Origin of the sequence: Jeotgalibacillus terrae (genome assembly GCF_016908195.1) — a bacterium.
Lineage (GTDB): Bacteria > Bacillota > Bacilli > Bacillales > Jeotgalibacillaceae > Jeotgalibacillus > Jeotgalibacillus terrae.
The window spans coordinates 25,240-49,776 of the sequence record NZ_JAFBDK010000015.1 but is presented as its reverse complement, the minus strand read 5'-3'; the positions used below and the strand labels follow the sequence as shown (position 1 = coordinate 49,776).

Here is a 24,537-nt window from a genome sequence, read left to right as displayed (position 1 = left end):
CCTGCTATACCCTGTAAGAATCAAACAAAAACAGCACACTACCTAATGTGCTGTTTTTGTCATATTAAATATTCATAGTATGCCACAAATATTGCTGCAAGTGAGAGTGCAGTATAGACAAGGCTGGTTCCTTCGATTAATTTCGGATAAAGATATTTTGTTTTATCTCCAAACTGAACAGTCGTTAAAGATGACTGAGTAGGCTGACGGTTCGCCTTAGCGTAATTACCGGGTGAAGTAAAGAACCTGATGACAACGATACTCAGAATTCCTGCAAAAAAAGACACTTCAATAAAACCGGCATTCAATATGAACATAAGAACTACATTAACTAATAGGATACTGATTGCTGTAATTGACAGATTCAAAAATTTGATCAACTTGTTCACTCCCAGACGATTCTTTTACTAGTTTCTCACATTAAAGTGCTGTCTTCCACAGTAAAGTGACAGATGTAAGCGTTTGCTTATCAGATTAGTGAAAAAGTTCAGATTAATGGGTTGTCAGCTCCTGATCTCACAGCTATAATTGTCCGTATATCAAAAACAAATGTCTTTTTATCTCGTACAATGTATTGAAAGCAGGTGCTTATTTATGGAGAAACAAATTAATGTAGGAATGCTTGGATTCGGAACAGTCGGCAGCGGGGTCGCAACGATCATCAAAGAAAATGAAAAACAGCTGTCTCAGAAGCTGGGAGCTGACGTGAAAATAAAGAAAATTGCAGTAAGAGACCCTGAAAAATACCGTGATATTGATACTAATGGCAGTGAACTGACAACCGTCGTAGATGATGTAGTTAATGATGAATCAATCAAAGTCATTGTCGAAGTGATGGGTGGTATTGAAGAAGCGCATCAGGCGATCGAGCAATCACTCAGGGCAGGTAAAGCGGTCATCACTGCCAATAAAGATCTGATGGCACTGCATGGCCACTCTTTATTGAAGTTAGCTGAAGAACATCATGCAGATCTTTATTATGAAGCAAGTGTTGCAGGTGGAATTCCGATTATCCGAACACTTGAAGATGGACTGGCATCAGACCGCATTTCTACTATAATGGGTATCGTAAATGGCACAACAAACTATATTCTTACAAAAATGAAAGAAGAAGGCTGGAGTTATGAAGATGCACTGAAAGAAGCACAGGCTCTCGGATTTGCTGAAAGTGATCCTACTTCAGATGTAGAAGGGCTCGACGCTGCACGAAAAATGGCGATCCTTGCTACGCTGGCTTTTTCAATGGAAGTATATCTCGATGATGTCGAAGTAACCGGCATGACGAATATTACAGCTGAAGATATGTCACTTGCTGAACAATTCGGATACAGCGTGAAAATGCTCGGATTTGCCGAGAAGGATGAAGAAGGCGTAGATGTTGCAGTAGAACCTGTCTTCCTGAAATCATCCCATCCGCTTGCTGCAGTCAGGAATGAATATAACGCTGTGTATGTTTATGGAGATGCAGTAGGAGAAACGATGTTCTATGGACCGGGTGCCGGATCAATGCCTACAGCTACTTCAGTCGTATCAGATGTCATTGCTGCGTGCCGTAACATTTTACTCGGTGTTGCAGGAGCACGACATATTGATTATGTAAATGAACGGAAAATTAAGCAGGAAGACCAGCAGCATGCACAGTTCTTTCACCGCTTACTTGTAAAGGATAAGATCGGAGTATTTTCAGCACTCACTGATATCTATGGCAAGTACGAAGCGAGCTTAAGTTCAATTATTCAGCGTCCCGGGGAACAGGAAGGAGAAGCTGAGGTTATCTTAATTACTCATCCTGTCTCAAGAAAAAATCATCATAAAATTGTAGAAGAATTGAAACAGTCTGATGTTGTGAAAAACATCATCAGTCAATATAGAGTGGAAGGGGGAGACCGTTAATGAGATGGCTTGGATTAATTGAACAATATAAAGAATGGCTCCCTGTAACAGACCAGACACCAAAGCTGAGCCTGAATGAAGGAAATACTCCATTGATCTTTATGGAAAACCTTTCTGAAGAATGGGGTATTAACTTATATGTAAAGACTGAAGGGACAAATCCTACCGGGTCTTTTAAAGACCGGGGAATGGTAATGGCTGTAGCTAAAGCAAAAGAAGAAGGAAGTAAAGCGATCATCTGTGCTTCTACAGGTAATACTTCAGCAGCTGCAGCAGCATATGGAGCGAGAGCGGGCTTGAGAACGATTGTTGTTATACCAGAAGGAAAAATCGCCCTTGGAAAACTGGCTCAGGCACGTATGTACGGTGCTGAAATCATTTCAATTGAAGGAAATTTCGATGAAGCTCTGAATCTTGTAAGAAAAATCAGTGAAGAAGAGGATATTACTTTAGTTAATTCAGTAAATCCATATAGACTTGAAGGGCAGAAAACTGCTGCGCTTGAACTGATTGATCAGTTAGGACAGGCTCCGGATATTCTTGCGCTGCCGGTTGGTAATGCAGGTAATATCTCAGCTTACTGGAAGGGATTCAGTGAGTATCATGCAAAGCACGGGGGCAGCAAACCAAAACTTCTAGGTGCCCAGGCTTCCGGAGCGGCTCCGATCGTGCATGGACGCGTATTCGACAAACCTGAAACTGTAGCTACAGCAATCCGCATCGGACATCCGGCAAGCTGGCAGCTCGCATTGAATGCATTAGAAGAGTCAAATGGTCATATATTAGAGGTTACTGATGAAGAGATTCTAAAGGCTTATCAATTAATTGCAAAACGTGAAGGTGTATTTGCAGAACCAGCATCCTGTGCACCGATTGCTTCAATTATGAAACGCCTTGAAGCAGGAGAAATAGAAAAAGGTTCAACTATCACTGCTGTTCTGACAGGTAACGGTTTAAAAGATCCCGAAACTGCTATTAACGTTTCTGACCTCGAACCGCTTGTTATTAAACCTGATATTGAAGCGCTTAGAAATGAGTTGAAAGGGGAAGTGAAGTTGTGACTTTCTCACCTTTTACAGTAAAAACACCTGCTTCGACTGCAAATCTGGGACCGGGTTTTGATTCTATTGGTCTTGCACTCCCGATCTATCAAAAAATTGATGTACAACCGGATCATCAATGGAACGTGTCGTATGAGCAGGAAGACTTTCAGGATCTTCCAACTGATCAGTCAAACCTGATCTTAAAGACGATTAATAAAGTTGCGGCTGCTGTAGGGATAGAGTGTCCATATGCTGCTCTATCTATCAGTTCTGATATCCCATTGTCCAAAGGGTTAGGAAGCAGTGCCGCAGCTATATCAGCCGGCGTATCAATTGCAAACAGGCTGATGGATCTCAGCTTAACAGGGGATGAACAGATCAGACTAGCTTCACATATAGAAGGACACCCGGATAATGTCTCTGCTTCTATCGCAGGAGGGCTGACTGTTTCAAGGTTTGCTAATGGTGAAGTGACAACTGTATCTATTCCTGTCGGGGGATTTTCTGTTGTGATTATGGCTCCTGATGCTGAGCTTGAAACAAAAAAATCCCGCGGTGTACTTCCCGATCATCTGCCATATAGAGATGCTGTGTTATCAAGTGCAGCGGCTAATGTGATGGTTGCCGCTTTTGCAGTCAAAGACTTCAAAAAAGCTGGACAGGTTATGATGAAAGACGCTTTTCATGAACCTTTCAGAGAAGACTTTTTTCCCGACCTGGCTGATATAAAAAAGGATGCGTGTGACGCAGGAGCATTTGCTGTAACAATCAGTGGAGCAGGTCCGTGTATTTCAATTTTCACAGAGGATACTCAACTGACTGAAGTAGTTGATCGATTATCTGAAAAATATAGCAGCTATCAATTATTAACGTTAAAACCCGTTAATCAGGGGACATTTATAACTGAACATCAATCAAACCGCCTGTCAGTGTAACAGGCGGTTTTCATTTGGCAAGAGGTTTCAGCTGGAGCTTTTTGGTTAATACATGTACTAGAAGATGATAGAGAATGATGGAAAAGGAGTAGATATAATGGAGTTTTCAAAAGTACAGAAAAATGGTCAGCCGGCCCAGCATCAGGAAAAGCAGCCCGGTGAGATTCCTGCTATGAATCCTGAACCAATTCATGATGACAAGAATTATAAAGGTAGCGGCAAGCTTGAAGGAAAAACGGCACTAATAACAGGTGGTGACAGCGGCATAGGAAAAGCAGCTGCAATTGCCTATGCAAAAGAAGGTGCTAATGTAGCAATTGTTTATCTTGATGAACATGATGATGCGAAAAAAACAAAAGAAGAAGTACAGGCGTATGGAGCAAAGTGCCTGATATTGAGCGGCGACGTTGGAAATGAAGAGTTCTGCAAACTGGCCATTTCTTCAACCGTAAAAGAATTTGCAGGACTTGATATCCTGGTTAATAATGCAGCGGAACAGCATCCGCAGTATTCAATTGAAGACATTTCAGCTGTGCAGCTTGAAAAAACATTTAAAACAAACATTTTCTCAATGTTTCATCTGGTGAAAGCAGCATTACCTCATTTAAAAGAGGGCAGCTGTATTATTAATACGAGTTCTGTTACCGCGTATGCCGGCAATGAGCAGTTAATTGATTATTCGGCAACAAAAGGTGCAATTACAAGTTTTACTAGGTCTCTGGCTAAATCTCTTACTAAAAAGAAGATCAGAGTAAATGCAGTTGCCCCAGGACCAATCTGGACACCATTAATCCCTTCAACGTTTGAGAGTGACAAGGTGGCTGAGTTTGGAGCTGAAAACCCGCAGGAAAGACCTGGTCAACCTGCAGAACTTGCGCCTGCATATGTATTGCTTGCGTCAAATGACAGCTCATACATGACAGGTCAGACTATTCATATCAATGGGGGAACATTCGTATCAAGTTAACATAAAATCGCCTCAGTCACTGACTGAGGCGATTTCTTAATATTCTTCGTCTACATATTCCCAACCATCATCACGGTATTCATAAATTTCCTGGACCTCATCTTCACGCAAGCCTGTTAAAAGTAACTGATCTGCTTCTACGTGTACTGTTTCCTCCGGCTGATCGACTCTTAAAAGTTCATCTCGGTTTCGCTTCATAGTTAAGACACCTCCATGAAAAATATGTTCATCAATTGACTAGAGGAATACTACATTTGTAGTTTAACACAATTCAGTTTATTTATACAAAGGTCATTTTTCTGTATCAAGCAGACCTTCAGAAGAGGAGTCAGACTGTGTATTACGTTTCTTTTTCTCATTTTTCTGATCAATTTTCTGATCTTCTACCGGGACAGGATCAGTGTGCTTCTCATCTTCATGTTTATCTAAAATATTCTCCTTATTACTTTTAACGCGATCAGGCTGGTCATGGTGTTTCTTATTTTCAGCCATGATGACACCTCCTTAAACATTGTACTTTAACAATTCCCTTTATTTTCAACAACAAAACTTACTTAGTAGCAACTCCGAATAAAAAATGTTTTAAAATCTAAAAAGAAGGTAATAAATAAAATATGATTAAATAGGAGGTTTTTATCATGGGACTTAAACGTTTTGCATTACTAGGGTTAGGTGCAGCAGGTGCTGCATATTTTAAGAAAAAAGAAAACAGAGATAAAGCAAAAGCAGCTTTTGAAGATTCAAAAGTTAGAGTAAGCCAGATGGTAGATGACGCAAAAAAATCTTATGACAATTATAAGACAGGCGAGAAATCATCTGATTATTCTCATGAAGATGATAAAATGATGTCTGAAGGTGCTCAGACTTCAGTTCAATACTATAATGAACAGCAGGAAGATCAGGAAGGCAAGCCGCCTCGGCCGGGTACTCCAGAATAATCAAAGACATATTGTATGTATAAATTAAAATGAAAAATAATATAGCGCCAGATGGCATCATTCTGACCATAGGCTATAATTTGTTTTAAAAAAGACTGAGACATGAAAAATTGTCCAGTCTTTTTTTTATAGAGAAAATCGTTTAATTGAGGTTCAAGCAAAGAATCAAAAAATAGTGTATAATAGTAAATGTATAATGATATACTGTAAGATAAAACATTACAAGATCCCTTTTTATCTGTAACCAGATAAAACCGATTTTGTAACCTAAGGGGGACAATCAGTGATGTTTCAAAGAAAACCGACTGAAGAAATTCAGAAAGAACAGACTGACGTATGGGAATGTTCATCTGAAAGCTGCAATGTATGGATGCGTGACAATTTCTCTGTAAGAGGGCAGGAAGATCATAAATGCCCAATCTGTGGCAGTGAAATGGTAAAAGGAAGCAGAAATATTGAAGTCGTACCAAACCCTCAAAGTTTTTAATAGCTGAGCCGCAAGTACGCTTGCGGCTTTTAAGAGGTACGTACGTGTGGTACACTTATAATACAGTATGAATAGGTAAAGAGGTTCGCGACCATCCCTCTATAAAAAACTAGGACACATGCAGGGGAAACCTGCTTTTTTAGTGAACTCGTGAACACTCTTACTTCTTTCATGAACAGCATGAAAAGGAGAGGAGCTTTTTTTATGAATAAAAATAAAGCAATAGTGGTTTTCAGTGGTGGACAAGATAGTACCACCTGCTTATTTTGGGCAATGAAAAATTTTGATTCAGTTGAGGCTGTGACGTTTTCCTATGGTCAAAGGCATGCTACAGAGATCGAAGCTGCTAAAGAAATTGCATCCGATCTCGGTATCAGGCATCATATTCTCGATATGAGCCTGCTTAACCAGCTTTCTCCATCAGCTTTAACCCGTGATGAGGAAATCGTTGAAAAAGAAGGGGAATTACCTTCCACATTTGTTCCGGGAAGAAATCTGATGTTCTTATCCTTTGCATCCGTTCTGGCACACCAGCGAGATGCAAAGCATATTGTGACCGGCGTTTGTGAGACAGATTTCAGTGGCTATCCTGATTGCCGGGATGCATTTGTGAAATCACTCAATGTCTCAGTTAATCTATCAATGGATAAAGACTTTGTTTTCCATACGCCTTTAATGTGGCTCGATAAGAAAGAGACATGGGCACTTGCAGATCAACTGGAACAATTCGATTTTATCAGAAACCGTACAATTACCTGTTATAACGGTGTAAAAGGAGACGGCTGCGGTGAATGCCCGGCATGCAAGTTACGCCTTAAAGGGATGAATGAATATTTAAGTGAAAGGGAGGGGTCTTAAATGATGCAGCAAATCTATCCCGCTCCCGCACACAATTTTTCATATGAATTAAATAAAGATTTTCATTTCTCTGCTGCACACGCTATTCCTTCAGAAGACGCAGGGAAATGCCGTCATGTTCATGGTCACACGTATTATGTCAATATTACAGTGGCCGGTGATGAGCTCGACCATGCCGGGTTTTTAATTAACTTCAAGAAAATTAAAGAGCTGATCCATGACCGTTTTGATCATTCTCTTTTGAACGATGACCAACTTTTTTCACAAGTTGACCCGGATTACTTCCCTACAACAGAAGTTGTAGCAAGATCAATCTGGGAGATTATTGAACAGCATCTAGAACAAACCGATAACAAGCCGACCTGCCTTCAGGTGTTTTTACGTGAGACACCAACAAGCTATGTGCTCTACCGGCCAAAGGGGAATCGTCATGGAAAAAGCTAAAAAAAAGTTTCCGGTACTCGAGATCTTTGGTCCTACCGTGCAGGGTGAAGGAATGGTCATAGGACAGAAAACAATGTTTGTCAGAACTGCAGGATGTGATTACAGCTGCTCCTGGTGTGACTCTGCATTTACCTGGGATGGAAGTGCAAAGGATGAGATCCGGCGTTTGACTGCAGAAGAAATTCTGGATGAGTTAAAGACTGCAGGAGGAAACTTATTCGAACATGTGACAATCTCAGGAGGTAATCCTGCTCTATTGAGAAATCTTTCTGAACTTGTTGATCTCCTCCACTCTGAAGGCATAAGGGTTGCGCTTGAAACTCAAGGGAGCATCTGGCAGGACTGGTTTATGGATATTGATGATCTTACGCTTTCACCAAAACCGCCTAGTTCCGGAATGAAGCCGAATATGGGTATCCTGGATGACATTATTGAAAAACTCAGTAAAAGTCAGTATGATCATTCTCTGAAAGTTGTGATTTTTGATGAAGAGGATTTAAAATTTGCAGAAGATCTGCATACAAGATATCCGAAAGTTCCATTTTATCTTCAGACGGGTAATGATCAGGTGCATGAGGAAAAAGACGAACGTCTAATACCAAACCTGATTGCACGATACGAGTGGCTGATTGATAAAGTGATGGAAAATAGCAGACTGAACCAGGTACGCGTATTGCCTCAGCTTCACACGTATGTGTGGGGGAATAAAAGAGGGGTGTAGTGATGTTGACAGGTTTGATACTGTTGATTGTTTTCAGTTCTTTATTCTTTTTACAAATGAAGAAGCAACACGCTGACCGTAATGTCGTAATTTTGTTTTTATCACTCGCCGGCATTATAACAGGGCTATGGTTTGTTTTTGATTCTTTAGTAGTTAATTTTCTTATATAACTGCAAAAAAAGTGAAGGCGCATTAGACGCCTTCACTTTTTTATTTACGATCCCAGTGGGCTTCAATGAACTCATCTCTGCCAGATTGCGATCTGTCTTCTTTATATGCATCCGGGTCTTTTTTATAAAAATCCTGATGATACTCTTCAGCTTCATAAAATACAGAAGCAGGCTCAATTGGTGTAATGACAGGTTTTTTAAAAAGTCCTGATTCAGCCAGTTTTTTTTTGGATTTTTCTGCTTTATCTTTCTGATCCTCGTTATGATAAAAGATGGTCGCACGATATGATTCTCCGCGGTCCTGAAACTGACCTTCATCATCAGTCGGGTCAACCTGCTGCCAGTAAATCTCTAGCAATTGATCATAAGAAAAAACGTCCGGATCAAATGTAATCTGTACAGCTTCCCGATGTCCGGAAGTTCCGGATTTTACATCTTCATATGATGGGTTTTCTACATGTCCACCCGTATATCCTGAAACGACTTTTTCAATTCCGTCAAACTGATCAAATGGCTTAACCATGCACCAGAAACATCCGCCTGCAAAAGTTGCTTTTTCTAATTTCATCTATAAAACCTCCAATAATGAATAATTCATTTTACCATTCTATTATCTGATTTTCCCGAAATATGGTTTGATTTTTATAAAAAGAGGGTTTACAGTGTAACGGACGGTCACTCAAAACGTCTAATTATGTATACTTTAAAGTTAGTAAGTGTGAAGGCACTTAGGAGGCATTATGGAAACAAGAGTGAATAGAAGAAAAAAGAAACTTAGAAAAGGCAGAGTTTTTCTTACATTATTGATCATATCCTTTCTTGCTGTTGCAGGTTATGCAGGCAGCCAATATTGGTTAGGCTACCAGTCAGCACAAGGTTCTGCTCAAGCGATGCACCAGGGTGAAGAGTTTGAACGTTCTACACCTGACAATGGAAAGAGGAATATTTTATTAATCGGTGTAGACAGCAGAGGAGAAGAACAGTCAAGATCTGATACAATGATGATTGCGCAGTGGGATCATGAAACGGATACAATTAAACTTGTCTCTTTGATGCGAGACATCTATGCAGAAATTCCGGGTTACGGTCCATATAAATTAAATACAGCTTTTTACCTCGATGGTCCGGAACTTTTAAGAAAGACGATTGATACTAATTTTGATATTCCCATTCATGATTATATGATCGTAGATTTTAAAGCGTTTGAAACGGCTGTAGATACGATCGCGCCAGATGGTGTTCCGATCAATGTCGAAAAAGCAATGTCTGAGAAAATTGGTGTGTCTTTAGAAGCTGGAGAACAGCAATTAAACGGTCAGGAGCTTTTGGGTTATGCAAGATTCAGAGCCGACAGTGAGGGTGACTTTGGAAGAGTCGACCGTCAGCAGCAGGTCATTGAAGCGCTGATTGACCATTCTCTCAGCGTATCTTCAATCACAAGAGCACCTAAAACGATCGGCTCCGTTCAGCCATATCTTGAAACCAGTCTGTCAGAGACAGCAAAATTAAAATTGTTCTCAAGCGTACTCTTTAGTGGTGGAGTAGAAGTTGAGAGATTAACAGTTCCCGTTGAAGGCACGTACTCAACGCCAAGATATGAAGGCGCAGGTGCAGTGCTCGAACTGGACTGGGCAGCAAATCAGGAAGCTATTAAGAACTTTCTACAATAGAAAAACGCAGTGCCACCTTACAGGCACTGCGTTTTTATCTATAACTTTTTCCTGCCGGTAATGAGGTTGTAGATGATTAAGATGACTGCGATAATAATTAAAACATGTATAATACCACCTGCGATATCCAATAGCAGTCCAACAAGCCATACTACAATCAAAATAACGATAATCCACCATAATATTCTCATCATGTGCTGTCACCCCTTTCATATGTTAATCGTTTACAATCATTATTTACCCTGAGAGTGCTCTGCTAATCCATTATGTGAAAAAATAATTAAAATATGCGGTTTTATGGCAGTGAGATCATATGTTCGGTATAATGGATTGATACTGAGACAGAGAAAAGGATGAAACGTTATGAAGGGTGCATCACACGCGCTTGTTGGCACAGCAATCGGACTCGGAACTGCTGTTTATTATAATATGGAGCCTGCAGTAACCGGACTTGCTATGCTGCTCGGCAGTACAGCAGCACTTGCGCCGGATCTCGATACAAACGGGAGGTTATCGAACAGGATTTCCCTACATCGCAAATGGCTTTGGTATACACTGTCTGCAATTGGTGTGTTAATTGGAATATACAGCCTGATTTCATTATCAGGGCTATTTAAAGCAGGAGGAATCATTACCGCGCTGACATTAATCATTGCACCAAGATATTTAATTAAGCAGCGATTTATGGTGATGCTTTCCGGACTGACAGTAGGATTGCTTGGATGGTTTTACACAGAGTACTGGCTTATTTACTTCGGATTGTTTACTATCGCCAGTTCATTGCTGCCTCACAGAGGGCTGACACACTCTGCTGCCGGTCTGCTGGTATTTACATATATTGCGCATACACTGGAAGTAAGGCTGCATATAGAAGGGGTCACTGCAGTCTGCGCACTGGCTTATCTGAGTCATTTATTACTCGATATGAAGATGCTTCCCTTTAATAAGAAAGGGGTCAAATGGCTGCTTCCGTTTTACAGCAAGGAGTTTTAACGTTTATTAAAGTGGTAAGCAGTGGTAAACTGTTACCATAAACCGTTTCAGATTGAAGTGCTTTGGGTATGAACATTAATACTCGCATGTTAAAAGGAGTTTGATTATGACACTATCACAGGAAAAAAGAATACAATTGCATGAATTTAACAATTTAACGAAGTCACTGAGCTTTAATATGTATGATGTATGCTATACAAAGTCAAAAGAGGAAAGAGAAGCATACATTGCCTATATTGACGAACAATATAACGCAGACAGACTGACAAAAATACTCACAAATGTAGCAGATATTATAGGTGCACACGTATTGAACGTAGCTAAACAGGATTATGTACCACAGGGAGCCAGTGTGACCATTCTGGTTTCAGAAGGGCCGATCGTTGAAGTGCCCACTGAAAACTTTGAGGAATCTCCAGGGCCGCTGCCATCAACAGCAGCACTGCACTTAGATAAAAGTCATATTACTGTCCATACGTATCCTGAATACCATCCTCACGAAGGGATCAGTACGTTCAGAGCTGACATTGATGTATCAACATGCGGTGAAATTTCGCCATTAAAAGCACTGAATTACCTGATTCATTCATTTGACACTGATATTATGACAATGGACTATAGAGTACGCGGCTTCACACGTGACGTTGATGGTCATAAACTGTTTATTGATCATGACATTAATTCAATTCAAAACTTTATCCCAGCCGGTATTAAAGAAGATTATGACATGATTGATGTAAATGTATATCCTGAAAATATTTTTCATACGAAGTGTAAACTGAAAGATTTTGATCTGAATAACTATTTATTCGGTTATAAAAAAGATTCATTAACTCAAGATGAAGCTTCAGATATTACTGATAAACTTAAAATAGAAATGGATGAAATCTTTTATGGTAAAAATATGCGTGCGCATCCGAGAGATCCGTCCAGAAATGAATAACCCGCGATTTGCGGGTTATTTTTCTGCATAGAGGGGAGATGTTTCACATTGTACATTTTATTTTAATTTTCTAGTTTACATAATATATATTATAGGAAGTTAACTAAAAACAGATTATCATGTCTCATATCTTAAGTTTACTATTAATAGTGAGACAAAATAGAAAAAATAAAAAGTGCGTAGACACTTTTTATTTTGTTTCTTCATGCATTCGTGCGATCTTATATCTGCGCAAAGCAATAAAACCATTTACTGAGCTGATGAAAATTAGAAATAAACCTAAAGCAAAATCACTTTCCAGAAATCTTCTTATGCTCCACACTGCGAAAAATACCGCAAAAATAAGGTTTAGTGCAATCATTGCCGGCTGTACCTTCATCAATAGCATTTCCCCCTTTACTTAACAGTAAGCGCAGATAATCCTTTTCCCTGTATAAGCTGATGGTATTTCTCTTCCAGTTCAATTAACGTTTCAATTGCATTGTCTTCAGACACATTTCCGCTCTTAATTTCTTTTTCAAGATCATTCCTTGCAAGAACCGCTGCGATTTGGTCCTCGAGTATTGCATTTTCATAATTTCTAAGATGTACTGATTCCTCAGACTCCATTGTAAGCGATGGCATGAACACCCCATCATGCTGCTCGATCAGGTCATCACATTCAAATGTCTGATAATTTGAATAAAGCTTCTGTTCAGCATCAATAAAAGACTTGCTGTGATCTTTTGTTTCTTTCATAGAATGCTTGACCATATCTGCAAGGTAAACCGCTCTGAGAAGTTCACGGTATTGTTCTTTTGTCAGATCCAGCTTCATCATTTTTGATCTCCGTTATGCTGAACGAGATGCGTTTCACCATCTTTTTGAATGATTTTCTTTTCTTTATAAAGTCTTCCGAGTGCACGTTTGAAAGATCCTTTACTCATATTAAAAATCATTTTAATTTCATCAGGTGTACTTTTATCTCCAAATGGCATAGTCCCCCCACGGCTGAGCAGATAATCAAAAACCACTTCTGAATCTTCATCCATCTTATCCTGTTTACGGGGAAGTAATGAACCGTTTAAAGTGCCATCGTCTTTTACACCAATAATTCGTACAGTGATATCCTGCCCAAGTCTCGGCTCGCTTTTTCTTTCACTTTCATGTACAAAGCAGCGATAGCCTTCTTCTGTCAGTACAAATGTTCCAACTCTGAGCAGACGATATGGTCTTCCCTTCAGTTCCTTATTATGGAGGTCCTCATCAGCACGCTCTGACAGTACCTGTACGACTTCTTCAGTAGCAAGTCTTCCGAACATTTGACCGGATAGATCAGTTCTCAATGTGATATAGAGATAATCGCCCGCTTCAGGCCAAACGTGTTCAACTGCCGGAAGATCTTCAGGCAGCACAGTTACTTCACGTGAAATACCGATATCAAGTGCCGCTCCATCGCGATCATTTACTTTTATGACTTTGGCCCATCCATATACACCTTTCCGGATTTCCGGGATCATTGTAGATGCAGTCAGTCTGCCTCTTCTGTCAGGGTATACAAAGAACTCTCTCGTATCGCCTTCATGTATTTCTTCATGGATCTCAGAATCATTGATTGGGATCTCTTCATCGCCTCTTAATAAATAAAAACCAAATGATGTTTTACTTCCTACTGTTAACTTTTGTACTGTTCCACCTATTGATTGCTCGCTCATATAAATGCCTCCTGAAATCTAAAATAACTGATTAACTGTACCACAAATGTTAGTCCTGTTACAGGTAAGTATAGCGTTGTTAGATTCTTTTTAACAGAAAGAACTCAGAAAAAAGCACCGGCAATGAACCGGTGCTACTTAAAAACTGTATTCAGGATATTCTGTATAATCTGCTTCTGTTCTTCAAATAACGGAAGAAACTGCTTTTTCATCACTTCAAACGCGTCTTTTCCCTGGTCAGTGAGCGTATACCAGTATACTTTCTGCCGCTTGCGTTCATGGGATTTGTAATCTTCGCGTCTATTTAAGAGGCCTTCTTCAGCCATATCATGCAGTGCGTCTAACAGCGTGCTTGGGGCAGGTTCCCAGTTACCGCCGATCTTTCGGAATTCCGCTTTGAAATGTTCACTGATCATACCGGAGTGTCTAATGGATAACAAATGTAATATGTAGAACTTGGTAAACTGTGAAGCGCTCATATTTAATGCAAACTTTTTAGGGTTATGCTTACTCATCCAATTCCTCCTGTCTCAAGTGTGAAAAATGCCTTTTTTAACACTTGCGATCATATGTTTGCTTTTATTATACAATAAAAGCCCGCATGATTGCAGGCTTTTACCAGGACTATAACGATTCATACCACTTTTTAGCGTCACTCACTTCTTCTTCGATGAGCTGGTGCCCGCGGTTGTACCATTTTGTATCTACTTGAGCCCCTGCTCCCTTAAGCAGTTCCGTTAAGTCTTTGGTTTCCTCCGGCGGACATATCGGATCGTTTTCTCCCGCTCCAATAAATACGCTGATCTTACTTAAGTCAGGCAGTTCCTTATCTCTTAACGGAACCATCGGATGGTGCAGGCTCGCAGCTTTAAGAGAATCACTGTAATGAAACAGCAGGCTTCCGGCGATATTTGCTCCATTGGAATAACCGATTGCTATCACGTTTTTACGGTCAAATGAATATTTTATTGCTGCATCATTTAAAAACTCGTGCAGCTCTTGTGTCCTGTGCTTCAGGTCTTCTATATCAAAAACACCTTCACTTAACCTTTTAAAGAAGCGTGGCATTCCGTTTTCACTTACATTCCCTCTAACACTGAGGATACTTGCTTCAGGATCAATCATATCAGCGATCGGTAACAGGTCCTGCTCAGTACCTCCAGTACCGTGTAATAAGAGTAATACAGGTTTTCCGGGCTTTCCTTCATGATAAATATGATGCATAACCATCTCCGCCTTTCAATTCATTGCTTATGATCCATTCTATCTCACATGAAAAGATTATTTCAAATTTAAGACTCTTGAACTGAGTGTAATTCGGATATGCATTTCCAAGCAGGTCAAGAAGTGCTATAATGTATTGATATGTTTTCTTGGAGGGATTATTAAATGATACAAGTATCAGATGTCAGTCTTCGTTTTGGAGACCGCAAACTGTTTGAAGATGTGAATATTAAATTTAACCCGGGTAACTGCTACGGATTAATTGGTGCAAACGGCGCTGGAAAATCAACATTCCTGAAAATTCTTTCAGGTGAGCTCGAAGCGCAGACAGGTCACGTGTCTATGGGACCTGATGAACGTCTTGCTGTGCTGAAGCAGAACCATTTTGAATATGAAGAAGAAGAAGTACTGAATGTCGTGCTTATGGGGCATACACGTCTGTATGAAGTCATGCAGGAAAAAAATGCAATCTATATGAAAGAAGATTTTTCAGATGAAGATGGCATTAAAGCTGCTGAGCTTGAAGGTGAATTCGGTGAAATGAACGGTTGGGAAGCTGAGTCTGATGCAGCTATTTTACTTCAGGGTCTTGGACTCGGTGAAGATTATTTCAATAAAAAAATGTCTGAACTGACAGGTTCTGAAAAAATTAAAGTGCTGCTTGCTCAGGCACTGTTTGGCAAGCCGGATGTTCTTTTACTTGATGAGCCGACTAACGGTCTTGATATTCAAGCGACCCTATGGCTTGAAGACTTCCTCATTAATTTCGAGAACACTGTGATTGTTGTCTCACACGACCGTCACTTCCTGAACACAGTATGTACGCATATTGCTGACCTTGATTTCAGTAAAATTCAGATTTATATGGGTAACTATGATTTCTGGTATGAATCAAGTCAGCTTGCACAAAGACTTGTTTCTGATCAAAACCGCAAGAAGGAAGAGAAGATTAAAGAACTTCAGGCGTTCGTAGCAAGATTCAGTGCAAATGCATCTAAATCCAAACAGGCAACATCACGTAAGAAAATGCTCGAGAAAATTACACTCGATGATATAAAACCGTCATCACGTAAATATCCTTTCGTGCAATTCGAAATGGAACGTGAAATCGGTAATGATGTACTGCAGGTAAAAGATATCTCTAAGACAATCGATGGGGTTAAAATACTCGATAATGTCAGCTTTACAATGAACAAAGATGATAAAATTGCGCTTGCAGGTACTGATGAAATTGCTAAAACGACGCTGATGCGTATTCTGATGGGAGAAATTGAGCCTGACAGTGGCAGCTTCAAGTGGGGCGTGACAACGACACAGTCATACTTCCCTCATGATAACTCTTCATACTTCGAAGGTCAGGAATCAGACCTAGTTGACTGGTTAAGACAGTACAGTCCTGAAGATGAAAGTGAAACGTTCCTGAGAGGCTTCCTTGGACGTATGCTATTCTCCGGTGAAGAAGTGAAGAAAAAGCCTTCCGTTCTTTCAGGTGGAGAAAAGGTACGCTGTATGCTGTCAAGAATGATGCTGAAAAAAGCCAATGTTCTGCTTCTTGATGAGCCTACGAATCACTTAGACCTAGAATCAATCACAGCATTGAACAATGGGCTGATCAATTATAAAGGCGCGATGATCTTCACTTCACATGACCATCAGTTCGTTCAGACAATTGCTAACCGTATTATTGATATTACAGATGGCCAGATTACGGACAAGCAGCTGACTTATGATGAATTTTTAGAGTGGAATAAAGAACGCGTATCATCTTGATGTGATGATATGAAAAAACTGCCGGATAACCGGCAGTTTTTATTTTTGAAATTTTTTAAGCAATGCAGGCAATGTACCTTTTTTCAGCACTTTATCTGAAAGCCCTGCAATTTTATTGATGACACTCAGTCCGTCTTCATCACCTGCCCAGTGATCTCTGATAATATCAGGTGACAGGTTATTGACAATCGTTTGTAAAACAAAAGACGCAACAACCAGATCATCGATATATCCGCCAGGACCGATCAGTCCTTCTGGAATTAAATCCAGGGGGAGTATAAAATAACTGATCGCGCCTGCAACCATCGCTTTATCCTTACCTGAAACTCTCTTATCTCTGACAACCTGAATCAACAGGTAGAAGATATCCGGTGCAAATAACAGGTACTTTGCATACTTATGATTTCTTCCTGTCTTGTCTTTTAAAAAGTTGTCAATCTTATTTCTTAGCTTAAAATAAAAGTTTTCCTGTTCTTCACGGGTTTGTTCCAAAGCTGACTCCTCCTTCTGCACGGCAAATGTTCTATGTAACCGGCTCCTATTTCTATCATAAGACAGCCGGTATATAAATTACCACCAATATGGTTTTGACTTTGACTCTTCTTTCTTTCCGCTGCGTTCTGATTTTTTTCTCTGGAATTCCCAAAAAGAATCAAAAGGATGCGGTTTTGAGGACTTAATCGGTTCTTTATCTTTCATCTCTATTCCCCCCTGCTATTAGACTATGCCTGGTAAGCCTGAACGTATAGGCACTTATATTAGCTCTTGGGACTTAGTCAGACAAAAAGGATATGAAAAAAACCGCTCTCAGTTAAGAGAGCGGTTTTTATATCAACAATTACAGTTTTACAACGTTAGCTGCTTGTGGTCCGCGGTTACCTTCAACCACTTCGAATTCAACCTGCTGGCCTTCGTCAAGAGACTTGAAGCCTTCGCCTGTGATAGCTGAGAAGTGTACGAATACGTCGTTTTCTCCTTCAACTTCGATAAATCCGAAACCTTTTTCTGCGTTAAACCATTTTACTGTACCAGTTTTCATAATGAAAAACCTCCAAAAAATAAATTGACAATATGCAACTTTCCGTAAATAGAAAAATTCACATATTACAAAAAGTACCGTGCTTTCCGATCACTCTTTGTAATATGTGAATCTTGTCATGCAGGTATCATTGCTTATTGACTTGTTACCCTTATTATACAGCCTTTAAGTTGAATGTCAAATTAATTAGTTAAAATTTTGCTGAAAATTATTTAATGTGCAGCTGATGCTTCTCTGCAAGCTCGGGCGGAGCCATCTTTACAGCCAGTTGCAGCATGAATGCCGTAAAAGCAATATCATCTGTTATGCCGATTAAAAACAAATAATCAGGCAGTATATCTGCCGGCATGACAGCATAAGCAACAATTAATCCAGCGGTCATAACTTTTTTTAACGGGTGTACAGCTGATGAAGTAAAAAAATCTTTAATAAACGGCAGTGACTTTCTAAAATGAAAAACGAATTGAATTCTCTTGATAAATTTCATCAAACGACTCCTTCGGTTTGAATATTTTGTTAGCATAATGGTGCTGTGTAGGTTATGATATTGTCAATTATACATACATATGGAGGGAAAAGTATTGAATGAATTAGCAAAGTCAAAATGGTTCCGTTTCGGTTTTGGCTTAATTACCATTTTGATTATTATTTATTTATTGTCATTGGTGGACTATATTTTCACACCAATTGTCATTATCGTGACAACCCTTTTTGCACCAATCGCAATTGCCGGGGTACTTTATTATCTGCTGAGGCCAATTGTAAATTTTGCTGCAAAATATCTGCCCCGTGGTATTTCAATATTATTGATCTACCTTGCAGGAATCGGACTGATTACAGGTCTTATCTTCTTAGTCGGACCTCCATTATCACGCCAGTTCAATGCTTTGGTTGAAAACATTCCGACTATATTCAATGAACTTTCTGCGATGACTTTGAATTTAGTTCAGTCTGACTGGTTTAAAAGTATTCAGCAGCAGCAGGACTTTTCCATTCAGGATATCACTGAGCGGGTAGCAAGTACGCTGCAGGGCTCACTTGATGCAATCGGTTCTAACCTGATGTCTATCATTGGCGTGATCACAAATATTGCGATCGTGATTGTCACCATCCCGTTTGTTTTATTTTATATGTTAAAAGACGGCCAGAAACTGCCTGAGCAATTTCTCCGTTTTACACCGGAAGAATTTCGTCCTGAAGGCAGAAAAGTTCTTCAGGATATGGATGTTGCACTCAGCTCTTATATTCAGGGACAGCTGATTGTCAGCTTTTGTGTAGGTGTGCTTCTTTATATAGGGTATTTAATCATCGGTCTCGAATATTCGATAGTTCTGGCGCTGGTTGCCATGCTGACAAATGTTATTCCTTTTGTCGGACCTTTCATTGGTACGATTCCGGCTTTGGTTGTTGGATTCATACAGTCACCTTTAATTGCGCTGCTGGTCATAGTTGTTGTTATCGTTGCCCAGCAAATTGAGAGTAACCTGATCTCTCCTCAGGTAATGGGTAAAAAACTTCAGGTCCATCCCCTTACAATTATTTTCCTGCTGCTTGTAGCCGGAAGTTTTGGAGGATTGCTCGGTCTTATTATGGCTGTCCCGACTTATGCAGTCGGTAAAGCGATCGTAGTTAATGCTTACCGCTTTATTACGATCCGCAAGCGATATGATGATCAGCGTATGAAAAAGAGTAAAATGGTATAAAAAAGAGGCCTTTGATCAGGCCTCTTTTTTTTGTGTGAAAATAGATTCAAAAAACCTTTTTTCATCATCCGTCATATGATCTTTCGTAAATGGTATCTGCTGCTGAAATAAAATAAAGCCGTGGTATACCTGCAGGTCTTCATCACAATCATCACAAAAGAAAAATTCATCAGGATCCCAAAAGGCAGATTGTGTCCCTCTTTTCACCCGCACTTTTTCATAGTGCAGCAGTTGTTTCTCCATTAATTCTTTATAAAAAGTAAAGCTGTCTTTTTTCGTATCAAAAGTCCATTCTTTTACGATATCTGATTCCCATCCATCTAAAAACCACCATGGTTCTGCATCACTTTTCAGCTGTACAATACGCCACAAAAGCAGCACCGCCTTTCTTTAGTGTGCTGCTTTTAGTGTACTGGACATAGACCTGAAATGAAAAGAATCTGCTCAGGTTCTATACATTTACAGTTTCATAATTCATTGCTTTTTCCGCTTCTTTTTCTTTAAGCGGATGGATAATTTTCATTACCAGATCATAGTGTTCAGCCTGTTCATTCAATTTGTATAAAATTCTTTTACCCTGACGCTGCTCGGTAATTAAATCTGCAGTTTTCAGTTTTTTTATATGCTGACTGACAAGAGGCTGACTGATGCTGAACAATTGGACGAATTCAGACACTGTCCATTCTTCTTCTGACATCTTTTTTGCCATGATTAATCTTGTCCGGTCGCCAAATAATCGATATAGATCTGCTAATTCATGTGAGTACTCAATCTGTTGACTCATCTCTAGCCCCTCGCTTCCAAAAAATAAACCCAATGGCTCATAAATAGTACCTTCGAATTATATTATACCCTGATAGATTTATAAAAAGCTACTCATAATGGTATTTATTTCGTTTTTAATAGTCTTTAAGTCTATCAGTGTTAGTTAGCGCCGCTTTGCTTGCTTACTGGTGATGAATATTAGACAATAGATAGAGAATAAATAAATGAAACTAATCATCGTCTCAGCCGTATAAGATACTATAAGTCCTATAAGGAGAAGATGGCTATGAAACAGATATTGAACTTTCTCACCCGTCTCGGTGTATCACTGCCAATCGCTGTGATTACATGGATTACAGCCCTGTTTATGATGGACATGTCCTTCATCACCTCTATGCTTACAGGTGTAGTGGGAGGCATACTCCCTTTTTACGCAATTAAATGGTTTCAAAGAAGATCATTAATTAAATCATATGGATTAACTAAAAGTGAATTTCAGTATATTCAAAGCAATTTAAAAGAGGCCCAGCAAAAACTGTCGCGGCTTCAGGCTAAACAATTTCAAATCAGATCAATCTCTGCAATGAGACAGCTGAATGATATGATCAAATTCTCGAGAAGAATTTTTACGATCGTTAAAAAAGATCCAAAACGGTTTTATGCTTCAGAGAGATTTTTCTTTTATCATCTTGACCATGCAGTGGAACTGACTGAAAAATACACAATGCTTGTGACTCAGCCGGTAAAAAATAAAGAAGTACTTGTTTCTCTTGAAGATACGAGACAAACCCTTCACGAGCTGAACCGGTCGCTTGAAGAAGATCTGATGAAGGTGCTTTCAAATGATCTTGATACACTGCGCATTGAATTGGATATGGCAAAAAATACGATAGAGCAGAAATAGCGGGAGGTTATATGTATGCAGGACAATCAATATGTTAAAACGGACACGCAGTCATCAAAACTTGATGACTTACTCGCCAACCCATTTGGTGATAATGAAATGACGACCATACAGCAGGAACAGACCGCATCCACTCCTAAGCGTCTTGTGGATGTGATTCCTGAAGAAGACCGCAGACAGGCTGAGCAGTTATCTAAACAGATTGATCCGGCAGATCATCAATCGATTTTGCAATACGGAACAGCTGCACAGTCCAAGCTTTCGAACTTTTCACATGCGATGTTAGATCATGTTCAGCGGAAAGATGTTGGACCCATTGGTGATATATTAAAAGAACTGATGAACCGGTTAGAGCAGATTGATCCTGATGAGCTGTCTGATCAAAAGAAAAATGTAATATCTAAGCTGTTCAGCAGAGTAAACCGCTCAGTGAATGAAATTTTATCAAAGTATCAAAAGGTCGGCGCACAGGTTGACAGAATCAGTGTGAAGCTGGATCACTCAAAAAAATCATTACTGGATGATATTCACATGCTCGACCAGTTATACAACGAAAATAAAGAATATTTCCAGGCTTTAAATATTTATATTGCAGCTGCTGAACTGAAACGTGAAGACCTTGAGAATAACGTAATCCCTGCTCTTCGCGATAAAGCTGAAAAAAGCAGTGACCAGATGGCTTATCAGGAAGTTAATGATATGATGCAGTTTTTAGACAGACTCGATAAAAGAATTCATGACTTACAGTTAAGCAGACAGATCACTATTCAGAGTGCACCTCAGATCAGAATGATCCAGAATATTAATCAGGCCCTGGCTGAGAAGATTCAGGCTTCGATCCTGACAGCTATACCGCTTTGGAAGAATCAGATTGCAATCGCTCTCACGCTGTTTAGACAGCAGCGTGCAGTTGAGGCACAAAAGCAGGTTACAAAAACAACAAATGAGCTTCTGCTGAAAAACTCTGAAATGCTGAAAACTAACAGTATTGAAACCGCAAAAGAGAATGAGCGTGGAATCGTAGATATCGAAACATTAAAAACAACTCAGTCGAATCTAGTAACAACGCTTGAAGAAACGCTGCGAATTCAGGAAGAAGGCCGTCAAAAGAGAAGACAGGCTGAAGGTGAGATTCAGGCGATGGAAGCTGAATTGAAACAGCAATTACTTCAGCTGAAGAATAAACGGGGATAAGAAAAAACCGCTGTGGTCACATACACAGCGGTTTTTACATTTTTCTCATCCAATTGAATGCTTTTCGTTTTGTTGCTTTCCATTGGTTTTTATTCACTTTTTCGTTATGACGGCTGAATTCTTCTAGCCGTGCCTGATGATTTGTATTCATACTTTTCATCTCCTCTTTATTTGCTACTCTTAGTGTAGTCAATTAAAGAGAATCAGAAACGGTAACAGAGCATGAAATTTGCTCCGTCTGAAGGATGATATGATATTCAGCCTTTATATGCTTTTATGAAGCAGCCTTTTCAAAAGTGGAAATAGAACATCCGGAAGCTCATCAATATCCTGAAGGAACAAACTGAACCGTCCGTATATATTTTGAATGACTTCCTTCTGACTCTCGGGAATCTCTGTAGTGGATAGAAAGACATTCATTACTTCGATTCCTCTTTTTCTTGCTTCAAGTACAGCATCATGAGTATCAACAATCCCATTTTGTTCATAATCCGCTGCAGCCGGTTCACCATCAGAAAATACTAGTAGAAACTTCTGCTTTTCACTTCTTCTTTCAAGTCTTTCCGTCATATGTCTGATCGCATAGCCATCTCTATTATCTTCTTCAGGTTCAAGCTGCATAATTTCTGCTGCATCCTGCTGATACAGGCTGCTGTCAAATGGTATTACAGTCTTAAAATGATTGGGTTGTCCGTTCTGTCCGGCTTTCGGAGCATTTTCCCAAAAGCCTGTTATTTCGTGCGGCACCTGAACTGACTTCAAGGCTTCATGGAACAGTACGAGGCCTTTTTTCGTTTCATTCATTTTGTCATACATAGAAGCTGAGCAATCGAGCAGTAATTCAAATGCAGCATCAATTTTAGGAGACTCTTTATCTTTTTTATAGAAAACTCTCGGCTTTTCATCAGTAAATAACGGCATAAGATTTTTACTGAGCCTTCCCTTCATAAGATGTGTTCTCGGACTGGTTTTTTTATGATCAAGCGTTTTCTCAATAATTTTCTGAAGCTTTTTCTGATAAAGAGATACTTCTTTTTTATATTGCTCATACAGGTTTTTTTCCTCAGGCTTAACAGGCTTAATTTCTTCGAATACAGGAAAGGCATTTTCATTTTCTTTACCGTACTTTGAGCTGCCGCCTTTATTCTCTTCATCTGATCTTCTATCTGTATCTTCCTGATCAAAATCGCTTCTGTTTGCTTTTTTAGAACTGCCCTGTACGCTTGCCAGCGCCTGTTCCTGCTCGTCCCCTTCTCTGGCTGCTTCTGTATCTATAGACGTTTTAGTCCCGGCCTCCAGCTCAAATTGAAGAAATGACTCACCCTTTTCTTTTGACTCACGGTGCCAGGCTTTAAACTCCTCATCTTCAACCTCTTCATCACCTGATTTTTCTTTTTCAGTATCATCGTTGATCAAGGAGTCTTTTCGCTTCAGGTCTTCAAATGTCAGCCCTTCCGCCCAGTTTTCAATTGTTTTCTCGGGAAGATGAAAATATTCGTTCAGCATATCTTTTTTAAACAGCTCATCCGTTACGTCACACAAAGCTTTACAGATCTTAACGGAGTCTGCCGTTGAGGATGTTTCATGTACTTTTTCAATCTGCTGTGTGATAAAGGGCTTTGCGAGATTCAGTTCCGGCTGAATAGAAGGCCAGTCATCGATCGGTGATTTGGCAAAGATCAATAAATAAATCAGATTAAAAAAGGCATCCGTTGTTACACCTTTTACCTGATGCACATTTAATTGAGACTCAAAATACTTTTCATATATGTTTCTTCTCGTATTAAATGCAGTTTTAGTCCCCGGCCTCTTTTTCTTAACAATTTCCTCAAGTCTTGCATCCTCTATCAGCATAAATAGCTGTTTTGCAAATGATGGATGGTCAAGTGTATGTGTATACCGGATAAATTGTCTGATGACCTCAGGCTCTGAATGCTTATATGCACCTTCAGCTCTTAAGAATATATCAGTAATCAGTCCGTGCCACTCTTCAATTTCAGGACGATGATCCCAAAAATGACTGACAAATACCGTGTTTTCAGAAACGTCAAGGTAATTCATCGGACTGTATTCAACGTTCATTTCTTTTTGTCCGGTAAGGGTCTTAGCCAGATCAATCAATTGCATTAAGCGGAATGAGTTAACCTGTTCGTCATTGAATTGAATAAAGCGCTGCATATCA

The 24,537-nt window shown here is 39.6% G+C and carries 33 protein-coding genes and 1 riboswitch; of the genes, 16 read left to right on the top strand and 17 right to left on the bottom strand.

Translation table 11 applies throughout. The features are described from left to right. Positions 1–59: 59 nt before the first annotated feature. Positions 60–380, bottom strand: a complete 321-nt coding sequence (locus tag JOD21_RS14255; RefSeq protein WP_204730264.1) for a hypothetical protein — start codon at positions 378–380, stop codon at positions 60–62. 214 nt (positions 381–594) lie between these two features. Here JOD21_RS14255 and JOD21_RS14250 point away from each other — a divergent pair, with 214 nt between their 5' ends. The 4 genes from JOD21_RS14250 to JOD21_RS14235 all read left to right on the top strand — a co-directional run bounded on the left by JOD21_RS14250 (position 595) and on the right by JOD21_RS14235 (position 4,838). Further along, a complete protein-coding gene (locus JOD21_RS14250) occupies positions 595–1,893 on the top strand; it encodes a homoserine dehydrogenase (RefSeq protein WP_204730263.1) in 1,299 nt (432 codons plus the stop codon). After that, positions 1,893–2,954 carry a threonine synthase gene (thrC, locus tag JOD21_RS14245; protein WP_204730262.1) on the top strand — a complete coding sequence of 354 codons (1,062 nt, stop codon included), beginning with the start codon at positions 1,893–1,895 and terminating at the stop codon, positions 2,952–2,954. Before JOD21_RS14250 ends, thrC begins: the two co-directional genes overlap by 1 nt. Further along, positions 2,951–3,871 (top strand): homoserine kinase, encoded by a 921-nt coding sequence (gene thrB / locus JOD21_RS14240; protein WP_204730261.1) that lies wholly within the window; start codon positions 2,951–2,953, stop codon positions 3,869–3,871. Before thrC ends, thrB begins: the two co-directional genes overlap by 4 nt. Positions 3,872–3,968: 97 nt before the next feature. Further along, a complete protein-coding gene (locus tag JOD21_RS14235) occupies positions 3,969–4,838 on the top strand; it encodes an SDR family oxidoreductase (protein ID WP_204730260.1) in 870 nt (289 codons plus the stop codon). A gap of 36 nt (positions 4,839–4,874) precedes the next feature. Here JOD21_RS14235 and JOD21_RS14230 read toward each other — a convergent pair whose 3' ends face one another. Continuing rightward, a complete protein-coding gene (locus JOD21_RS14230) occupies positions 4,875–5,036 on the bottom strand; it encodes a hypothetical protein (RefSeq protein WP_204730259.1) in 162 nt (53 codons plus the stop codon). Positions 5,037–5,129: 93 nt separating this feature from the next. Next, positions 5,130–5,330 (bottom strand): hypothetical protein, encoded by a 201-nt coding sequence (locus tag JOD21_RS14225; RefSeq protein ID WP_204730258.1) that lies wholly within the window; start codon positions 5,328–5,330, stop codon positions 5,130–5,132. 146 nt (positions 5,331–5,476) lie between these two features. Here JOD21_RS14225 and JOD21_RS14220 point away from each other — a divergent pair, with 146 nt between their 5' ends. The 5 genes from JOD21_RS14220 (at position 5,477) to queE (ending at position 8,286) form a co-directional block, all read left to right on the top strand. Next, positions 5,477–5,776, top strand: a complete 300-nt coding sequence (locus JOD21_RS14220) for a hypothetical protein (RefSeq protein WP_204730257.1) — start codon at positions 5,477–5,479, stop codon at positions 5,774–5,776. A gap of 286 nt (positions 5,777–6,062) precedes the next feature. Continuing rightward, on the top strand, positions 6,063–6,263 hold the full coding sequence (locus JOD21_RS14215) for a cold-inducible protein YdjO-related protein (RefSeq protein WP_204730256.1): 201 nt from the start codon (positions 6,063–6,065) through the stop codon (positions 6,261–6,263). A gap of 74 nt (positions 6,264–6,337) precedes the next feature. Continuing rightward, a riboswitch (PreQ1 riboswitch) is annotated at positions 6,338–6,382 on the top strand. An 85-nt stretch (positions 6,383–6,467) separates the two neighbouring features. Beyond that, the gene (queC, locus tag JOD21_RS14210) at positions 6,468–7,121 is read left to right on the top strand and encodes a 7-cyano-7-deazaguanine synthase QueC (protein WP_204730255.1); all 654 of its coding nucleotides are present in this window, start codon (positions 6,468–6,470) and stop codon (positions 7,119–7,121) included. Then, positions 7,122–7,565 carry a 6-carboxytetrahydropterin synthase QueD gene (gene queD / locus JOD21_RS14205; protein ID WP_204730254.1) on the top strand — a complete coding sequence of 148 codons (444 nt, stop codon included), beginning with the start codon at positions 7,122–7,124 and terminating at the stop codon, positions 7,563–7,565. Then, on the top strand, positions 7,552–8,286 hold the full coding sequence (gene queE, locus JOD21_RS14200) for a 7-carboxy-7-deazaguanine synthase QueE (protein ID WP_204730253.1): 735 nt from the start codon (positions 7,552–7,554) through the stop codon (positions 8,284–8,286). Before queD ends, queE begins: the two co-directional genes overlap by 14 nt. Before the next feature lie 210 nt (positions 8,287–8,496). Here queE and msrA read toward each other — a convergent pair whose 3' ends face one another. After that, positions 8,497–9,024: a peptide-methionine (S)-S-oxide reductase MsrA gene (msrA, locus tag JOD21_RS14195; RefSeq protein WP_204730252.1), complete on the bottom strand. Its 528-nt coding sequence runs from the start codon at positions 9,022–9,024 to the stop codon at positions 8,497–8,499. Positions 9,025–9,196: 172 nt separating this feature from the next. On the opposite strand from msrA, the gene JOD21_RS14190 reads away from it, so the two are divergent. Next, the gene (locus tag JOD21_RS14190; RefSeq protein ID WP_204730251.1) at positions 9,197–10,126 is read left to right on the top strand and encodes an LCP family protein; all 930 of its coding nucleotides are present in this window, start codon (positions 9,197–9,199) and stop codon (positions 10,124–10,126) included. A 38-nt stretch (positions 10,127–10,164) separates the two neighbouring features. On the opposite strand, the gene JOD21_RS14185 is transcribed toward JOD21_RS14190, so the two are convergent. Then, a complete protein-coding gene (locus tag JOD21_RS14185; protein ID WP_134379865.1) occupies positions 10,165–10,320 on the bottom strand; it encodes a lmo0937 family membrane protein in 156 nt (51 codons plus the stop codon). Between the two features lie 169 nt (positions 10,321–10,489). Here JOD21_RS14185 and JOD21_RS14180 point away from each other — a divergent pair, with 169 nt between their 5' ends. Then, a complete protein-coding gene (locus JOD21_RS14180; RefSeq protein ID WP_204730250.1) occupies positions 10,490–11,119 on the top strand; it encodes a metal-dependent hydrolase in 630 nt (209 codons plus the stop codon). 106 nt (positions 11,120–11,225) lie between these two features. Further along, complete coding sequence (gene speD / locus JOD21_RS14175) at positions 11,226–12,062, top strand: adenosylmethionine decarboxylase (protein ID WP_204730249.1); 837 nt, start codon at positions 11,226–11,228, stop codon at positions 12,060–12,062. A gap of 190 nt (positions 12,063–12,252) precedes the next feature. On the opposite strand, the gene JOD21_RS14170 is transcribed toward speD, so the two are convergent. From JOD21_RS14170 to JOD21_RS14150, 5 genes are all read right to left on the bottom strand, one after another. Further along, positions 12,253–12,444 carry a hypothetical protein gene (locus JOD21_RS14170; protein WP_204730248.1) on the bottom strand — a complete coding sequence of 64 codons (192 nt, stop codon included), beginning with the start codon at positions 12,442–12,444 and terminating at the stop codon, positions 12,253–12,255. 14 nt (positions 12,445–12,458) lie between these two features. Then, positions 12,459–12,881, bottom strand: coding sequence for a hypothetical protein (locus tag JOD21_RS14165; RefSeq protein WP_204730247.1), 423 nt, complete (start codon positions 12,879–12,881; stop codon positions 12,459–12,461). Then, entirely contained in the window at positions 12,878–13,756 is an 879-nt protein-coding gene (locus tag JOD21_RS14160; RefSeq protein WP_204730246.1) for a CvfB family protein, read from the bottom strand. Before JOD21_RS14160 ends, JOD21_RS14165 begins: the two co-directional genes overlap by 4 nt. A gap of 134 nt (positions 13,757–13,890) precedes the next feature. Beyond that, complete coding sequence (locus JOD21_RS14155) at positions 13,891–14,271, bottom strand: PadR family transcriptional regulator (RefSeq protein WP_204730245.1); 381 nt, start codon at positions 14,269–14,271, stop codon at positions 13,891–13,893. 109 nt (positions 14,272–14,380) lie between these two features. Continuing rightward, positions 14,381–14,980: an alpha/beta hydrolase gene (locus tag JOD21_RS14150; protein WP_204730244.1), complete on the bottom strand. Its 600-nt coding sequence runs from the start codon at positions 14,978–14,980 to the stop codon at positions 14,381–14,383. A 165-nt stretch (positions 14,981–15,145) separates the two neighbouring features. Between JOD21_RS14150 and JOD21_RS14145 the strand changes: the two genes are divergently transcribed. Then, a complete protein-coding gene (locus JOD21_RS14145; RefSeq protein ID WP_204730243.1) occupies positions 15,146–16,750 on the top strand; it encodes an ABC-F family ATP-binding cassette domain-containing protein in 1,605 nt (534 codons plus the stop codon). Between the two features lie 39 nt (positions 16,751–16,789). Here JOD21_RS14145 and JOD21_RS14140 read toward each other — a convergent pair whose 3' ends face one another. From JOD21_RS14140 to JOD21_RS14130, 4 genes are all read right to left on the bottom strand, one after another. Then, positions 16,790–17,242, bottom strand: coding sequence for a YkvA family protein (locus JOD21_RS14140; RefSeq protein WP_204730242.1), 453 nt, complete (start codon positions 17,240–17,242; stop codon positions 16,790–16,792). Positions 17,243–17,320: 78 nt separating this feature from the next. After that, complete coding sequence (locus tag JOD21_RS19510; protein ID WP_275579603.1) at positions 17,321–17,449, bottom strand: hypothetical protein; 129 nt, start codon at positions 17,447–17,449, stop codon at positions 17,321–17,323. A 139-nt stretch (positions 17,450–17,588) separates the two neighbouring features. Then, a complete protein-coding gene (locus JOD21_RS14135) occupies positions 17,589–17,789 on the bottom strand; it encodes a cold-shock protein (RefSeq protein ID WP_039809180.1) in 201 nt (66 codons plus the stop codon). Positions 17,790–17,997: 208 nt separating this feature from the next. Continuing rightward, positions 17,998–18,276 (bottom strand): YkvA family protein, encoded by a 279-nt coding sequence (locus JOD21_RS14130; protein WP_239581613.1) that lies wholly within the window; start codon positions 18,274–18,276, stop codon positions 17,998–18,000. Between the two features lie 94 nt (positions 18,277–18,370). Between JOD21_RS14130 and JOD21_RS14125 the strand changes: the two genes are divergently transcribed. Then, the gene (locus tag JOD21_RS14125) at positions 18,371–19,492 is read left to right on the top strand and encodes an AI-2E family transporter (RefSeq protein WP_239581612.1); all 1,122 of its coding nucleotides are present in this window, start codon (positions 18,371–18,373) and stop codon (positions 19,490–19,492) included. Between the two features lie 15 nt (positions 19,493–19,507). On the opposite strand, the gene JOD21_RS14120 is transcribed toward JOD21_RS14125, so the two are convergent. Together JOD21_RS14120 and JOD21_RS14115 are read right to left on the bottom strand one after the other, a co-directional pair. Beyond that, positions 19,508–19,864: a DUF1033 family protein gene (locus JOD21_RS14120; RefSeq protein WP_204730239.1), complete on the bottom strand. Its 357-nt coding sequence runs from the start codon at positions 19,862–19,864 to the stop codon at positions 19,508–19,510. 79 nt (positions 19,865–19,943) lie between these two features. Further along, positions 19,944–20,276, bottom strand: coding sequence for an ArsR/SmtB family transcription factor (locus JOD21_RS14115; protein WP_204730238.1), 333 nt, complete (start codon positions 20,274–20,276; stop codon positions 19,944–19,946). Between the two features lie 267 nt (positions 20,277–20,543). Here JOD21_RS14115 and JOD21_RS14110 point away from each other — a divergent pair, with 267 nt between their 5' ends. After that, positions 20,544–21,161, top strand: a complete 618-nt coding sequence (locus JOD21_RS14110) for a 5-bromo-4-chloroindolyl phosphate hydrolysis family protein (protein ID WP_204730237.1) — start codon at positions 20,544–20,546, stop codon at positions 21,159–21,161. A 15-nt stretch (positions 21,162–21,176) separates the two neighbouring features. Then, positions 21,177–22,355: a toxic anion resistance protein gene (locus JOD21_RS14105; protein WP_204730236.1), complete on the top strand. Its 1,179-nt coding sequence runs from the start codon at positions 21,177–21,179 to the stop codon at positions 22,353–22,355. A 264-nt stretch (positions 22,356–22,619) separates the two neighbouring features. Here the strand turns inward: JOD21_RS14105 and JOD21_RS14100 are convergent, their stop codons facing one another. Then, entirely contained in the window at positions 22,620–24,533 is a 1,914-nt protein-coding gene (locus JOD21_RS14100) for a vWA domain-containing protein (RefSeq protein WP_204730235.1), read from the bottom strand. Between the last annotated feature and the right edge of the window lie 4 nt (positions 24,534–24,537).